The sequence below is a fragment of the Brevundimonas aurifodinae genome, assembly GCF_040195595.1.
Taxonomy (GTDB): domain Bacteria; phylum Pseudomonadota; class Alphaproteobacteria; order Caulobacterales; family Caulobacteraceae; genus Brevundimonas; species Brevundimonas aurifodinae.
Genome location: NZ_JBEGDD010000014.1, coordinates 1 through 13,208 on the forward strand (window position 1 = coordinate 1; position 13,208 = coordinate 13,208).

At 69.4% G+C, this 13,208-nt stretch carries 11 protein-coding genes; 5 read left to right on the forward strand and 6 right to left on the reverse strand.

From position 1 onward, the window contains the following. Positions 1 to 18: 18 nt before the first annotated feature. Together ABN401_RS14530 and ABN401_RS14535 are read right to left on the reverse strand one after the other, a co-directional pair. Positions 19 to 1,440, reverse strand: coding sequence for an RsmB/NOP family class I SAM-dependent RNA methyltransferase (locus ABN401_RS14530; RefSeq protein WP_349685588.1), 1,422 nt, complete (start codon positions 1,438 to 1,440; stop codon positions 19 to 21). Further along, entirely contained in the window at positions 1,437 to 3,419 is a 1,983-nt protein-coding gene (locus ABN401_RS14535) for a potassium transporter Kup (protein ID WP_349685589.1), read from the reverse strand. The genes ABN401_RS14530 and ABN401_RS14535 overlap by 4 nt, the downstream gene beginning before the upstream one ends. Before the next feature lie 168 nt (positions 3,420 to 3,587). Between ABN401_RS14535 and ABN401_RS14540 the strand changes: the two genes are divergently transcribed. Further along, on the forward strand, positions 3,588 to 4,082 hold the full coding sequence (locus ABN401_RS14540; protein WP_349685590.1) for an Rrf2 family transcriptional regulator: 495 nt from the start codon (positions 3,588 to 3,590) through the stop codon (positions 4,080 to 4,082). After that, positions 4,082 to 4,879, forward strand: a complete 798-nt coding sequence (locus tag ABN401_RS14545; RefSeq protein WP_432763567.1) for an SDR family NAD(P)-dependent oxidoreductase — start codon at positions 4,082 to 4,084, stop codon at positions 4,877 to 4,879. Before ABN401_RS14540 ends, ABN401_RS14545 begins: the two co-directional genes overlap by 1 nt. 88 nt (positions 4,880 to 4,967) lie before the next feature. Here ABN401_RS14545 and ABN401_RS14550 read toward each other — a convergent pair whose 3' ends face one another. Continuing rightward, positions 4,968 to 5,666 (reverse strand): MarC family protein, encoded by a 699-nt coding sequence (locus ABN401_RS14550; protein ID WP_349685591.1) that lies wholly within the window; start codon positions 5,664 to 5,666, stop codon positions 4,968 to 4,970. A 71-nt stretch (positions 5,667 to 5,737) separates the two neighbouring features. Between ABN401_RS14550 and pyrF the strand changes: the two genes are divergently transcribed. Then, the gene (pyrF, locus tag ABN401_RS14555; RefSeq protein ID WP_349685592.1) at positions 5,738 to 6,457 is read left to right on the forward strand and encodes an orotidine-5'-phosphate decarboxylase; all 720 of its coding nucleotides are present in this window, start codon (positions 5,738 to 5,740) and stop codon (positions 6,455 to 6,457) included. Here the strand turns inward: pyrF and ABN401_RS14560 are convergent. Then, positions 6,454 to 6,993 (reverse strand): hypothetical protein, encoded by a 540-nt coding sequence (locus ABN401_RS14560; RefSeq protein WP_349685593.1) that lies wholly within the window; start codon positions 6,991 to 6,993, stop codon positions 6,454 to 6,456. The genes pyrF and ABN401_RS14560 overlap by 4 nt on opposite strands. A gap of 346 nt (positions 6,994 to 7,339) precedes the next feature. On the opposite strand from ABN401_RS14560, the gene ABN401_RS14565 reads away from it, so the two are divergent. Both ABN401_RS14565 and ABN401_RS14570 read left to right on the forward strand, forming a co-directional pair. Then, a complete protein-coding gene (locus tag ABN401_RS14565; RefSeq protein WP_349685594.1) occupies positions 7,340 to 9,226 on the forward strand; it encodes a ribonucleoside-diphosphate reductase subunit alpha in 1,887 nt (628 codons plus the stop codon). Positions 9,227 to 9,423: 197 nt separating this feature from the next. Beyond that, positions 9,424 to 10,875, forward strand: coding sequence for an NAD-dependent succinate-semialdehyde dehydrogenase (locus ABN401_RS14570; protein ID WP_349685595.1), 1,452 nt, complete (start codon positions 9,424 to 9,426; stop codon positions 10,873 to 10,875). 3 nt (positions 10,876 to 10,878) lie between these two features. Here the strand turns inward: ABN401_RS14570 and ABN401_RS14575 are convergent, their stop codons facing one another. Both ABN401_RS14575 and ABN401_RS14580 read right to left on the reverse strand, forming a co-directional pair. Beyond that, entirely contained in the window at positions 10,879 to 11,286 is a 408-nt protein-coding gene (locus ABN401_RS14575; protein WP_349685596.1) for a hypothetical protein, read from the reverse strand. Between the two features lie 57 nt (positions 11,287 to 11,343). After that, a complete protein-coding gene (locus tag ABN401_RS14580; RefSeq protein WP_349685597.1) occupies positions 11,344 to 13,107 on the reverse strand; it encodes a gamma-glutamyltransferase family protein in 1,764 nt (587 codons plus the stop codon). Positions 13,108 to 13,208: the final 101 nt, after the last annotated feature.

A 13,208-nucleotide genomic window follows, 5' to 3' on the forward strand; every position in this document is an offset into this window, starting at 1 on the left:
CCCCAATGGGGGAGGATTTCAGAGGACCCGCTCCAGCCTTGCGACGAAGAAGCCGTCGAGGCTGCCGTGTTCGGGCCACATGGACGGCAGAATGCGAAGCCAACCCTCGGGCGTCAGGGCCTCGGGCGGGGCGCCGACGGCGACCGGGTCCGCGGGGGCGGTGCGGAAGGCGGGGTTGCGGCGCAGGAAGGCAATGACCTGGGTCTCGCCCTCCTCCCGCTCCAGCGAGCAGACGCAATAGACGAGGCGGCCGCCCGGTGCGACGCGCAGGGCGGCGGCGTCCAGCAGGCGGTGCTGGACGTCAGCCAGTTTGGCGACCTCGGCCGGTTTAGTGGCGCGCAGCACCTCGGGATTGCGGCGCAGCGTCCCTGTGGCGGTGCAGGGGGCATCCAGCAGGACGGCGTCGAAGGTTCGCGGGTCGTCCCACTCTTCGCCATTGGCGACGACGACCTCGGCGGCGAGGCCGGTGCGTTCGAGGTTCTGACGCAGGCGGCGCAGGCGGGGTTCGGAGCGATCGAGGGCGGTGACGGTCGCGCCCGAGGCGGCGATCTGGAGTGTCTTTCCGCCGGGCGCGGCGCAAAGGTCCAGCGCCGTCTCGCCGGCCTTGGGGGCCAGCAAGCGAACGGGGACGGCGGCGGCGGCGTCCTGGACCCACCAGTCGCCGGTGTCGTAGCCGGGCCAGGCCGTCAGGTCGCCGCGCGAGCCGGCGCGGACGGTGCCGCCGGGCAGGACGGTGCCGTCCAAAGCCTCGGCCAGGGCGGCGGCATCGACGCCGGGCTTCAGGCTGAGATCGGTCGGCGGCTCCTCGCGGGCGGCGAGCGCGATGGCCTCCAGCGTCGCCTCGCCATAGGCCTGGGCCCAGCGGGCGGCGATCCAGTCGGGCAGGTTGGAGCGGGCGGTGGTCAGGCCGGGGCCCTCGCGCTCGATCCCGCGCAGGACCGCGTTGACCAGGGCCTTGTAGGGCCGCGTCTTGACGCCCCGCTCGGCCAGTTTGACGGCGGTCGAAACGGCGGCGAAGGCGGGGGTGCCGAGCACAAGCGTCTGGGCCAGCGACACGCGCATCAGGGTGCGGACGGCCTCGGGCGGGGACTTCTTCAGCCGCTGGTTCAGGATGTGGTCGATCTCGCCGAGCCGGCGCAGGGCGGCCATGGCGACGGCGCGGGCGAAGGCGCGGTCGGGCCCCGGCAGGGCGGCGACCTCGGGCAGGACCATGGCCTCGTCCAGGCCATTGCGACGCTCCAGCGCGGCGTTCAGCAGGATCCCGGCGGCGACGCGGGCCTCGACGCCGATGTCGGCATCGAGGGTCGAGGGTCGAGGGGCAAGGGTCGAGGAAGCAACGTCAGGCTTGGGCGGCCGCGACTTCTCCGCGATGCGGCGACCGCGCGCGCCGGAGTGCTGGCCTTTCGACCCTCGACCCTCGACCCTCGACCCTCCCGTCAAACCGACACCTGGGTGCCGAGCTCGACCACGCGCCCGGGCGGGATGTGGAAGAAGTCGGTGGGGTTGGCGGCGTTGCGCATCAGGAAGATGTACAGCTTGTCCTGCCACAGGGGCATGCCCTGGTTGGAGGCCGGCACCACCGAGCGGCGACCCAGGAAGAAGCTGGTCGACATGATGTCGAACTTCAGACCCTGCTTGCGGCACAGGCTGAGCGCGCGCGGGACCACGGGGCTTTCCATGAAGCCGTAGCTGAGGGTGATCTTCTTGAAGTCCTCATTGATGGGCTCCATCACGAACCGCTCGCTCTCGGGCACGCGGGGGCGATCCAGTGTCTTGACCGTCAGGATCACGTTCTTCTGGTGCAGCACCTTGTTGTGCTTGAGGTTGTGCATGAGGGCGACGGGCGCGACGTCGGGGTCGGAGGTCAAAAAGACCGCCGTGCCCGGGGCGCGGTGGGGCGGGCGGGCGCGCAGCATCTCGATCAGATCGACCAGGGGCAGGCTGTCCTTCTTGGCCTTGGCGGTCAGGATCTGGGACCCGCGCGTCCAGGTCCACATGATGGTGACGAGGCCGGCGCCCAGCACCAGCGGCATCCAGGCCCCCTGCGGGATCTTCAGCATGTTCGAGGTCATGAAGACCAGGTCGATGGCCACAAGCGGCGAGATGGCCGCGAGGCTGAGCGGCAGGGACCATTTCCACAGATGGCGGACGATGAACCAGGCCAGCAGGCTGTCGACGAACATGGAGCCGGTCACGGCGATGCCATAGGCGGCCGCGAGCGCCGAGGAGGTCTGGAAAGTCACCAGGAGGGCCAGCACCCCGACCATCAGCAGGGAGTTGACCGCCGGGACATAGATCTGGCCGGCCTGGCTCTCGGAGGTGTTGAGGATCGACATGCGCGGCAGAAGGCCCAGCTGGACAGCCTGTTGCGTCACCGAAAAGGCCCCGGTGATGACCGCCTGGCTGGCGATGACGGTAGCGAGCGTGGCCATGATCAGGACGGGCCAATAGGCGAACTGGGGCACCATCATCCAGAACGGATTCTCGGCCGCGCCACGGTTGGCCAGCACGAAGGCGCCCTGACCCAGATAGTTCAGCGTCAGACAGGGCAGGACGACCCACAGCCAGCCGGCGCGGATCGGGCTTTTTCCGAAATGGCCCATGTCGGCATAGAGGGCCTCGGCCCCCGTGACGGCCAGAAAGACGCTGCCCAGGATGACGAAGCCGAGGAAGCCGTTGTCGAGCAGGAAGACCACGCCGTAGTGCGGCGACAGGGCCCGCAGGATCGAGATGTCGTCGAAGATGTGATAGACGCCGAGCGCCGCCAGGATCAGGAACCAGCCCAGCGTCAGCGGCCCGAAATAGCGCGCCATCGAGCCGGTGCCGCGCGACTGGATCATGAACAGGGCGATCAGTATGCCCGCCGCGATGGGCAGGACGAAGGGCGTCAGGGACGGCCCGATGCCCGGCGCGTCCTTGAGCCCCTCGATCGCCGAGAGCACCGAGATGGCGGGGGTGATGACGCCGTCGCCGTAGAACAGGGCCGCGCCGCAGACGCCGAGCACGAAGATGGCCGCGCTGCGCCTTCCGACCGCGTGCTGGGCCAGGGCCATCAGAGCCAGGGTGCCGCCCTCGCCCTTGTTGTCCACACGCATCAGGAAGACGACGTATTTGATCGTCACCACCAGGATCAGGGCCCAGAAGACCAGCGAGACGACGCCCAGCACGGCCAGCTCGGCCGTGCCGCCGCTGCGCGAATGATGCAGGGCCTCGCGCATCGCATAGAGCGGGCTGGTGCCGATGTCGCCGAACACCACGCCGATGGCCCCGATGATGAGCGCCGTCTTGCCGGTCCTGGCGGCATGGCCGTGACCGCCGGTGCCCTCGGGCGCAGGGGAGGCGTCCGGGTTCTGGTTCGGCGGGGCGGGGGGAGCGCCTTCGCCTGGGCCAGAAGAAGGGGGAGATGGGTCCCCTGCCATGAGTATCCTCCGGGCCCCGCCGTGCGCGGGCCCATCAAAGCCGAGCGCCTTTAGGCCCATTGCGCGGGGCTTTCAATCGCGGCCCGGGAGTTTCGTTCAAGGCGTCGTGGCGGGGCATTTGTGAATCCGTCACGCGAGCCCTACCTTGACGACTGGAACCCGAGGACAATGTCAGACAGCCAACGCTTTCCCGTCGCCGCCCACGCCCTGGCCTATCTGGCCCACAAAGGGGCGTACGATCCCGGCCACGCGGCGGCCAGCGCCGTTCTGGCGGCCTCGGTGCCGACCAATCCGGTGGTCATTCGCCGCGTCACCGCCCTGCTGGCCAAGGCCGGGCTGATCGCCACGCGTCCCGGCGCGTCCGGGGGATCGTGGCTGTTGCGACGGCCCGAGGACATCCGGCTGGACGAGGTGCTGAAGGCCGTGAACGGCTGCGCCCATCTGGGCTCGCCGCCCGCCGGGGCCAAGGGGTGTCCGATCGGAGAGCATATCCCGCGACAGGTGGGCAAGGTCCTGACCTTGGCCGACCAGGCGGCGTCCGACGCCCTGGCCAAGATCACCATCGCCGACCTGCTGGCGGACAATGCGCCGGCGCTGGCCGGGGTCGTGATCCACGGGTCGTGCAGCGAAGCCATCCGGGCGGCGGAGGCCGCGCCGGCCTGATGCGGCGGCGCGTGCTGATCACCGGGGCCTCGGCCGGCATCGGGGTGGCCCTGGCGCGGGTCTATGCGGAAAAGGGCTGGGACCTGATCCTGACCGCGCGGCGCGAAGCGGCGATGCAGGCGCTGGCGGCCGAAATCCGGGCCGCGCACGGCGTGGATGCGGCGGTGATCGCGGCAGACCTGTCGGAGGAGGACGCGCCTGAGCGGCTGATCGAAGAGATCGCGGCGCGGGGCCTGACGGTCGATGGGCTGATCAACAACGCGGGCTTTTCGCGCACCACCGGCTTTCTGGCCACAGAGCCGCAGGCGCATGCGGCGATGATCCGGGTGATGCTGAGCGCGCCCGTGGCCCTGTCGCGTCTGGTCCTGCCCGGCATGGTCGAGCGGGGGTTCGGGCGGGTGATCAACGTCGCCTCCCTGGCCGGACAGATGCCGGCGACCGGCGGCGACACCCTGTACGGGCCGATCAAGAGCTTCCTGATCAAGGCTTCGCAGGGCCTGTGGCTGGAGACGCGCGGCACGGGCGTGCACGTCACCGCCCTGTGTCCCGGCTACACGCTGACCGAGTTCCACGACGTGAACGGGTCGAGGGAACAGGTGTCGAGCGCCTATCCCGCCTGGATGTGGCAGACGGCGGACCATGTGGCGCGGGTCGCCCATGACTCCTGCGAGGCGGATCGGCCGAGGGTGACGCCGGGATTAGCGAACAATGTGCTGGCGGCGCTGGGCAAGCTGCTGCCGGATGACGTGGCCTTGCGGATAGTAGCGGGGCACGCGAGGCGGTTGGGGCGGATATAGAAGGTAGGGCTTAGGGCTTAGGGCGCAGCCGTGAGCAGATGAGCCTTCCTCACTAAGCCCTACTCACTAAGCCCTAAGACCTACTGTCTCAGTGCCCCCCGGCCGGATAGGGGGCGGTGACGCCGGAGGCGAACATGCCGGGGATGGCTTCGCCGAGGCCCGCCAGGATGAACTGGATGGCCAGGGCGCACAGGATCAGGCCCAGCACCCGCACAACGATGGCCATGCCGACGTCGCCCAGCACGCGGCTGATCGGACCCGTGGCGGCGAAGGTGACGAGGGTGGCGAGGGACGCGGCACCGATGGCAGCGACTCCGGCGATGGTGCCAGCATAGCCGATCGCTTGCGCCTCTCCCGCCTGGATGATGATGGTCGAGATGGCGCCGGGCCCGATCAGGAGCGGCATGGCGAAGGGCACGATCAGCCGCTTGAAGCGGCGCTGGGCATAGCCACGCACATCCTGGGCGTCGGCCAGGGCGTCCTTGTCGGCGAACATGGTGAGAAAGTCGCCGCGCGTCATGTCGAGCCCGAGCAGCAGGAGCAGGATGCCGCCCGCGATGCGGAAGGCCGCCAGCGAGATGCCGAAGAACTGCAAGAGCCACAGGCCGGTGAAGAAGAAGAAGGCCAGGAAGGCGGCGATGAACAGGCACAGCAGGATGGAGACCGAGAACCGCTGGCGCGCAGTGGCCCCGGCGGTCGCCGCCGCGAAAATCGGGATATTGCCGATGGGGTCGAGCAGGGCGAACAGGGCCACGAACAGATTGACCCCAAGATCGAGCGCGTTCATGGCCGGTCCCCGAGACCCCGATTCCCCATTTGAATCCTCCGACCGTCTAGCCGGTCGGCCGGAGATCGTCGATGACCTCGCCCCTCGCTTCCGACCCCCGGCTGATCGTCGGGCTGGATCTGCCCTCGGTGGAGGCGGCCGAGGCGCTGGTCGTGCGGCTGGGCGAGGGGGTCGAGTTCTACAAGGTCGGCCTGACGCTGCTCGCACGACCCGGCGGCGTCGCGTTCGCCCATCGGCTGCGCGATCAGGGCAAGGCCGTGTTCCAGGACTGGAAGCTGCACGACATCGGGGCCCAGGTCGAAGGGGCGGCCCGGTCGGTGGCCGAAGGCGGGTGCGACCTGCTGACCGTCCATGCCGAACCCCAGGTGATGCGGGCCGCCGTCAAGGGTCGGGGCGACCGGGCGACGAAGGTGCTGGCCGTCACCGTCATGACCAGCCTGTCGGATGAGGACCTGCGCGAGATCGGCTATTCCACCCGGGCGGCAGAACTGGTGGAGGCGCGGGTCCGCCAGGCGCTGGACTGCGGCGTCGACGGCGTGGTGTCGAGCCCGCTGGAGGCGGCGCGGGCGCGCGAGATCGCGATCGAGGCCGGACGACCGGACTTCCTGATCGTGACGCCGGGGGTGCGGCCGGCGGGCGAGGACCGGGGCGACCAGCAGCGGGTGGCGACGCCATCCGAGGCGCTGAAGGCCGGGGCGACGCATCTGGTGGTGGCGCGGCCGATCATCGCGGCGGACGACCCGGTCATGGCCGCCGCCCGGATCGTGGGCGAGATGGACGCGGTGCGTTAGTCGGCGGCGGAGCAGAAGCCGCGCGCCTGGCCGGCCAGGTCGAGGTAGCCGCCGTCGAGCGCGGCCTTGACGGCGCCGTCGCAATCCTGGGTGGCGAGACGGGCGGTGACGGCCGAGCGGACGGCGAGGAAGGCGTCTTGCTTCTCCTTCAGCGTGCGGGCGGCGCGGCGGTCGTCGGGAAGGCACACCGCATACCAGGGCGCATCGGCGCAGCGGGCGACCAGGCGCTGTTCGCGCTCGGTCAGGATGCCGGCGTCGAGGGGGACCGTGCGGCGCTCCGCCGCGGCGGTCGTAGGGACGGTGACGGCGGGCGGGGCGACTTCGCCCGTCGACGGCACATCGGCCGGGCGGACGCCCAGGATGGCGGCGGGCGCGTCGGCCACGACGTCATTGCCCGGCAAGGGCACGATCTCGATATCGGGAACGGCATAGCGACAGACCCAGCGGCCCCCCTCCATGGCGCAGGACTGCAGCGTCGCCTGGACGGCCTGGGGGCCGGGAGCGGCGATGACAGCGGCGAGGAGTAGACTGAGCATGACGACCTCCCAAGGTCAGCAAGTGCGATAGTTAACGCCGCGCGCGTCGCGCGACCTAGTGAATTCTCCGGATGGGGGCGACGGCAGAAGGTCGAGCCGGGCGTCGCCTCCCGATCACGGCTTGTTGATCCGGCGGGGGTGGCTGGCGTCGTAACGGCGTCGCGCCTTTTCAACAGGCTCATCCCCCGGCCTGACGTGATTCGCGCACAAAACTCGCCGTCAAGGCGTTGACGGGTCGTTCACCATCTGCGCCCCATATGTGGGCTTGGGGAGTGCCTTGGCCACAAGATGATGTGGTCCAGGCGCAGGCGGCTCAATCGAGATTTTGTTCGGGATACAGACGACCATGGCTGGCGGTGAAGCGTTGAAGACGGTGGAAATCCAGTCGGTTGCGACCGCCCCGACGACCGAAAGGCCCCACCTGACGGTGGTGCGCTCGCTCGAACTGGACCGCTCGCGCGACGACCTGCTGACCGACTTCGGCAAGAAGACGCTGGAGGACCGCTATCTGCTGGCGGGCGAGAGCTATCAGGACATGTTCGCCCGGGTGTCCACGGCCTATGCCGACGACGCTGGCCACGCCCAGCGCGTCTATGACTATATGTCCAGGCTGTGGTTCATGCCCTCGACGCCGGTCCTGTCGAACGGCGGGGCCAACCGCGGCCTGCCGATCAGCTGCTTTTTGAACTCGGTCGCCGACAGCCTGGACGGGATCCAGCGCGTCTGGAACGAGAACGTGTCGCTGGCGTCGAACGGCGGCGGCATCGGCACCTATTGGGGCGGGGTCCGCTCCATCGGCGAGAAGGTGAAGGGCGCGGGCCAAACCTCGGGCATCATCCCCTTCATCCGCGTGATGGATTCGCTGACGCTGGCGATTTCGCAAGGGTCGCTGCGCCGGGGCTCGGCGGCGGTGTACCTCGACGTCCACCACCCGGAGATCGAGGAGTTCCTGGAAATCCGCAAACCCTCGGGCGACTTCAACAGGAAGTCCCTGAACCTGCACCACGGCATCAATATCACCGACGAGTTCATGGAGGCGGTGAAGGCGGGCGCGACGTTCGGACTGCGTTCGCCCAAGAATGACGAGGTGCTGAAGCTCGTCGACGCCCGGAGCCTCTGGCAGAAGATCCTGGAGATTCGCCTGCAGACCGGCGAGCCCTATCTGATCTTCTCCGACACGGTGAACCGGCAGATGCCGCAGCACCAGAAGGACCTGGGGCTGAAGGTCAAGCAGTCGAACCTGTGCAGCGAGATCATGCTGCACACCGGCCCGGACCACCTGGGCATCGACCGCACCGCGGTCTGCTGCCTCTCGTCGGTCAACGCCGAGAAGTTCCTGGAGTGGCGCGAGGAGCCGCGCTTCATCGAGGACGTGATGCGCTTCCTGGACAACGTCCTGGAGGACTTCATCACCCGCGCCCCGCCGGAGATGGCCGCCGCCGTCTATTCAGCCAAGCGCGAACGGTCGGTGGGCCTCGGTTTGATGGGCTTCCACTCCTTCCTGCAGGCCCAGGGCGTGGCGTTCGAGAGCGCCATGGCCAAGTCGTGGAACATGCGGCTGTTCAAGCACCTGCGCCGCGAGGCCGACAAGGCGAGCCGCCTTCTGGCCGAGGAGAAGGGCCCGTGCGAGGACGCGGCCGAGCGCGGCGTCATGGAGCGGTTCAGCCACAAGCTGGCCATCGCGCCGACGGCCTCGATCTCGATCATCTGCGGCGGCACCAGCGCCGGCATCGAGCCGATCCCGGCCAACATCTATACCCACAAGACCCTGTCGGGCTCGTTCGCGGTCAAGAACCCGTATCTGGAGCAACTGCTCGAGGGATACGGCAAGAACACCGACGGCGTGTGGTCCTCGATCCTGGAGCACGAGGGCTCGGTCCAGCACCTGGACTTCCTGAGCGAGGACGAGAAGGGAATCTACAAGACCGCCTTCGAGTTGGATCAGAGGTGGGTCATCGAACTGTCGGCGGATCGGTCGGCCGACATCTGCCAGGCCCAGTCGATCAACCTGTTCATCCCCGGCGACGTGAACAAGTGGGACCTGCACATGCTGCACTGGAAGGCGTGGGAGACCGGCGTGAAGTCGCTGTATTACCTGCGCTCCAAGTCGGTGCAACGCGCCGCCTTCGCCGGGGCGGAGGACAAGGCCGAGGCGGCCGAGCCCGATCCGAACCAGCCGGACCTGTTCTCTGCGGCCCGCACAGACTACGACGAGTGCCTGGCCTGCCAGTGAGGCCAAACGTCCGCTGACGCGTTATCGTCTCTCCCTCCCCTTCTGGGGAGGGCAGGCCGCGAAGCGGCCGGGTGGGGGCGGCAAGGCGGTACGGCGAAGAGCTCAGTCTGTCTCGCCTTGCCCTCCCCACCCGGTCTACGCTTCGCTTCGACCACCCTCCCCGAACGGGGAGGGAGAAACGCATGCGGAGACACCCCATGAACACCGCCGCCCGCGACGCCGGCCTCAAGCTCCTGCGCGAGCACGCCCTGATCGCCGGAGAGGCCGTGACCGGCGACAAGCGCATCGCGGTCGACGATCCGGCCACCGGCGAGATCATCGGCCATGTGCCCGACCTGGGCGTGGCCGAGACCGAGCGCGCGGTCCAGGCCGCGCACGACGCCTTTCCGCACTGGTCGCGGACCGATCCGCACAAGCGTGCGGCCTTTCTGCGGGAATGGGCGCGGCTGATCGACGAAAACCTGGACGGGCTGGGCGGCCTGATGGCGCTGGAGAATGGCAAGCCGTTCGAGGAGGCGCGGGGCGAGGCGGTCTATGCCAACAGCTTCCTGAAATGGTTCGCCGGCGAGGCCGAGCGCCTGCTGGGCGACACCCAGGACAGCCCGCTGGGCCATGTCATCGTCACCTTCCGCCAGGCGGTGGGCCCCTGCGCCCTGATCACGCCGTGGAACTTCCCCGCCGCCATGCTGACGCGAAAGCTGGGCCCGGCGCTCGCCGCAGGTTGCACCGCCGTGGTCAAGCCGGCGAGCCAGACCCCCTTCACCGCCATCGCCCTGGTGGAACTGGCCTACAGGGCGGGCCTGCCGAAGAGCGTATTGAGCGTCGTCACCGGCGACGCCGCGACCATCGGTGGGGTGCTGACGGCTTCGCCCCTGATCCGCAAGCTCAGCTTCACCGGATCGACGCCGGTGGGCCGCAAGCTGGCGGAACAGTGCGCTCCGACCCTGAAGCGGCTGTCGATGGAGCTGGGGGGCGCGGCCCCCCTGATGGTGTTCGAGGACGCCGATCTGGACCTGGCGGTGGCGGAGACCATCAAGGGCAAGTTCAGAAACTCGGGCCAAACCTGCGTCTGTCCCAACCGGGTCTATGTCCAGGCCTCGGTCGCGGAAGCCTATGCGAACAAGCTGGCCGAAGCGGTGGCCGGTATCCCGGTCGGTCCGGCCTTCGAGGACGGCGTCAAGGTCGGCCCGCTGATCGAGGACAAGGCGATCGACAAGGTCGAGGACCACCTTAAGCGGGTCGTGGCGTCCGGGGCCAAGGTCCTGACCGGCGGCGAACGGCATGCACTGGGCGGTCGCTTCTTCCAGCCCACGGTGACCCTGGGCGGCGACGACGCCCTGTTCCGCGAGGAGGAGACGTTCGGGCCCCTGATCCCCGTCTTCCCGTTCGAGACCGAGGACGAATGCCTCGAGAAGGCCAACGACAGCCCGTTCGGCCTGGCCTCCTACGTCTTCACGCGCGACCTGGACCGCGCGATGCGGATCGGACGTCGGATCGAGGCCGGCATGATCGGCGTCAACACCGGCCTGATGTCGACGGCGGTCGCCCCCTTCGGCGGGATCAAGCAATCCGGCTACGGCCGCGAAGGCTCGACCCACGGCATCGACGAATACGTCGAGATAAAGCAGGTGACGCTGGCGCTGCGGTAGAGATCAGACCGACCTCAGGCTCCGGCCGAAATCGGCGACGTCGGCGATGTTCAGATCGTCGCCGTCGAACCAGAAGGTGGTCAGGGCCTCGTGGTTCAGGGCGACCCACTGAAGGGCGGCCGGAGCCACCCGGGCCAGTTCCCGCTCGTCGAGGCTGCTGGCCAGGACGCGCGGATCAGGGCCGATGGAGATCGACGCGCTAGGCTGATGTCGACCCTTCTTCAGGTAGACCTTCACGCGCGGTCCATGCTGACCCAGCGCCGTGGAGATGAAGATGTGGGCGAGGACGCCGGTCCACTCGGGCGGGAGGTAGGCCATTTCGACGACGTCCTCCTCTCCCAGCGCGCGCAGTTCCTCGTCGAGCGTCGGCTCGCGATCTGTCCAGACGGCCACGGTCTCACGGACTTCCATGCCTCTGAGCCTAGCACGAAACGGAGCGCGGCTCGACGAAGCGGCTTTGTCCTTCCGTCAACGCGTCCGCGCCACGCCCTCGCGCCGGTCGTCGGCGCCGCCGTCCCAGGCCCAGCCGCCGGGCCCCTGTCGCCACAGGCCCCCGTGCAGGCCCGAGGTCTCGGACTGGTTCGGTGCCAGCACAACCCCGCCCGCCGCCAGTTGCTGGGCCAGGGTCGGTCCGAACCGCGCCGTATCGGCCCCGAAGCCCCCGCCCCGCGCGACAAGATTGGGCAGGTCGATCGCCGCCTGCATCGGCAGACCCCAGACCAGGGTTCCGATCAGGACCTTGGCGTTATAGGCCAGGATCGAAGGCCCCCCGGGGGATCCTACTGCCCCGACCAGTCGGCCGTCCCGGTCCAGAATGATCACGGGAGACATCGACGACCGGGGCCGCTTGCCGGGTGCCACGGCATTGGCCGCCTCGCCCCCGTCCGGCCGCGTCGGCGTGAACGAAAAATCCGTCAGCTGGTTGTTCAGAAAGAAGCCCGCCGCCATTCGGCCCGAGCCAAAAATGCTCTCGACCGTCGTGGTCATGGAGACGGCGTTGCCCCGGGCGTCGACGATGACGAAATGGCTGGTGCCCGAAGGCTCGGTCGTGGCGTCGGGCGCGCGGAAGACCCCACCGGGGGGCGTGCCGGCCGGGGCCGCGCCGCTCAGGCCGGTGGCCAGGGCCGCGCGGGCGGCGACATAGTCCTCGTCCAGCAGCCCGGCCACGGGCACGCCGACGAAGGCGGGGTCGCCGACATATCGGTCGCGGTCGGCATACATCAGCCGCTGGATCTGAGCGAAGGCGATCCAGGCCTCCGCGCTCGTCTCGCCCTGGGCGAGCTCGTCAGCGACGATGGGTGCCTCGGCCATGGCGAGCAACTGCAACAACGCCACGCCGCTGGATGGCGGAGGCGGCACGCAGACGACATAGACCCGGAAGGGTCGGCACAGCGCATCGCGCTTGATCGGGCGATAGGCCGCCAGATCGGCCAGGCTCAGCGACCCGGGACGGGGCTCGGCCTGCACAGCCTCGACCATGGCCTGGGCGATCGGCCCCGAGCGGAAGGCGGCGATCCCGTCGCGTGCCAGGGTGGCCACGGTCTCGGCATACGCCGGGTTCCGCAGCACGTCGCCCGCCACATAGCGGGCGCCGTCGGCCTTGGTGAAATAGGCGTCGGCCCATTGCGTCCGCGCCTGGCCGCGCGTCAGGGCGATCATGCCGGCGAGACGCGGGCTGACGACGAAGCCGTCCCGAGCCAGGCGCTCGGCCTCGCCGAACAGGTCGGACCACTCCAGGGCACCGTGTTCGTCCTGCGCCATGGCCAGGGCCGCGACCGCGCCGGGCACGCCGGTCGAACGGCCGCTGAGGACCGCGTCGGGGAAACTCAGGGGCCGGCCGTCGTGGAAGAACAGCTCGGGCGTGGCGGCTGCCGGGGCGGTCTCGCGCCCGTCATAAACGACGGTCTCCCCCTTCGCGGCGTCGAAATGCATGAGGAAGGCCCCGCCGCCCAGGCCGGAGGACTGGGGCTCGACCAGGCCGAGCACGGCCTGCACGGCCACGGCGGCATCGACCGCCGACCCACCCCGGCCCAGCACATCCAGCCCCGCCTGGACGGCCAGCGGATTGGCGGCGGAGACGAACGGACCGCGCGCCGGCGGAGCCGCGGAAGCAGCCGGCGCGCCGGACCCGGCGCCGGCCCGGGCGGGAAGCTGCGGCGTCTTGGTCTGGCAGGCGGCGAGGCCGAGAGCCAGGACGATGGCAAGGAGGCGGGTCTGCAGGCGTGTCGACATGAGGTCCAGGGTCCGGCGAGCGGGAGAGCCATCCCCGACCTAGGCCGCCCGGCCCACCGCGCCAAGGCCCGGAGACGAACAGGCTCCGAAAACCGGGTTGC

Excerpts from the sequence above, each read along its gene's own strand:
- ABN401_RS14535 (WP_349685589.1), bottom strand. The coding sequence starts at position 3,419 with ATGGCAGGGGACCCATCTCCCCCTTCTTCTGGCCCAGGCGAAGGCGCT.
- ABN401_RS14540 (WP_349685590.1), top strand. The coding sequence starts at position 3,588 with ATGTCAGACAGCCAACGCTTTCCCGTCGCCGCCCACGCCCTGGCCTAT.
- ABN401_RS14545 (WP_432763567.1), top strand. The coding sequence starts at position 4,082 with ATGCGGCGGCGCGTGCTGATCACCGGGGCCTCGGCCGGCATCGGGGTG.
- ABN401_RS14550 (WP_349685591.1), bottom strand. The coding sequence starts at position 5,666 with ATGAACGCGCTCGATCTTGGGGTCAATCTGTTCGTGGCCCTGTTCGCC.
- pyrF (WP_349685592.1), top strand. The coding sequence starts at position 5,738 with ATGACCTCGCCCCTCGCTTCCGACCCCCGGCTGATCGTCGGGCTGGAT.
- ABN401_RS14560 (WP_349685593.1), bottom strand. The coding sequence starts at position 6,993 with ATGCTCAGTCTACTCCTCGCCGCTGTCATCGCCGCTCCCGGCCCCCAG.
- ABN401_RS14565 (WP_349685594.1), top strand. The coding sequence starts at position 7,340 with ATGGCTGGCGGTGAAGCGTTGAAGACGGTGGAAATCCAGTCGGTTGCG.
- ABN401_RS14570 (WP_349685595.1), top strand. The coding sequence starts at position 9,424 with ATGAACACCGCCGCCCGCGACGCCGGCCTCAAGCTCCTGCGCGAGCAC.
- ABN401_RS14575 (WP_349685596.1), bottom strand. The coding sequence starts at position 11,286 with ATGGAAGTCCGTGAGACCGTGGCCGTCTGGACAGATCGCGAGCCGACG.
- ABN401_RS14580 (WP_349685597.1), bottom strand. The coding sequence starts at position 13,107 with ATGTCGACACGCCTGCAGACCCGCCTCCTTGCCATCGTCCTGGCTCTC.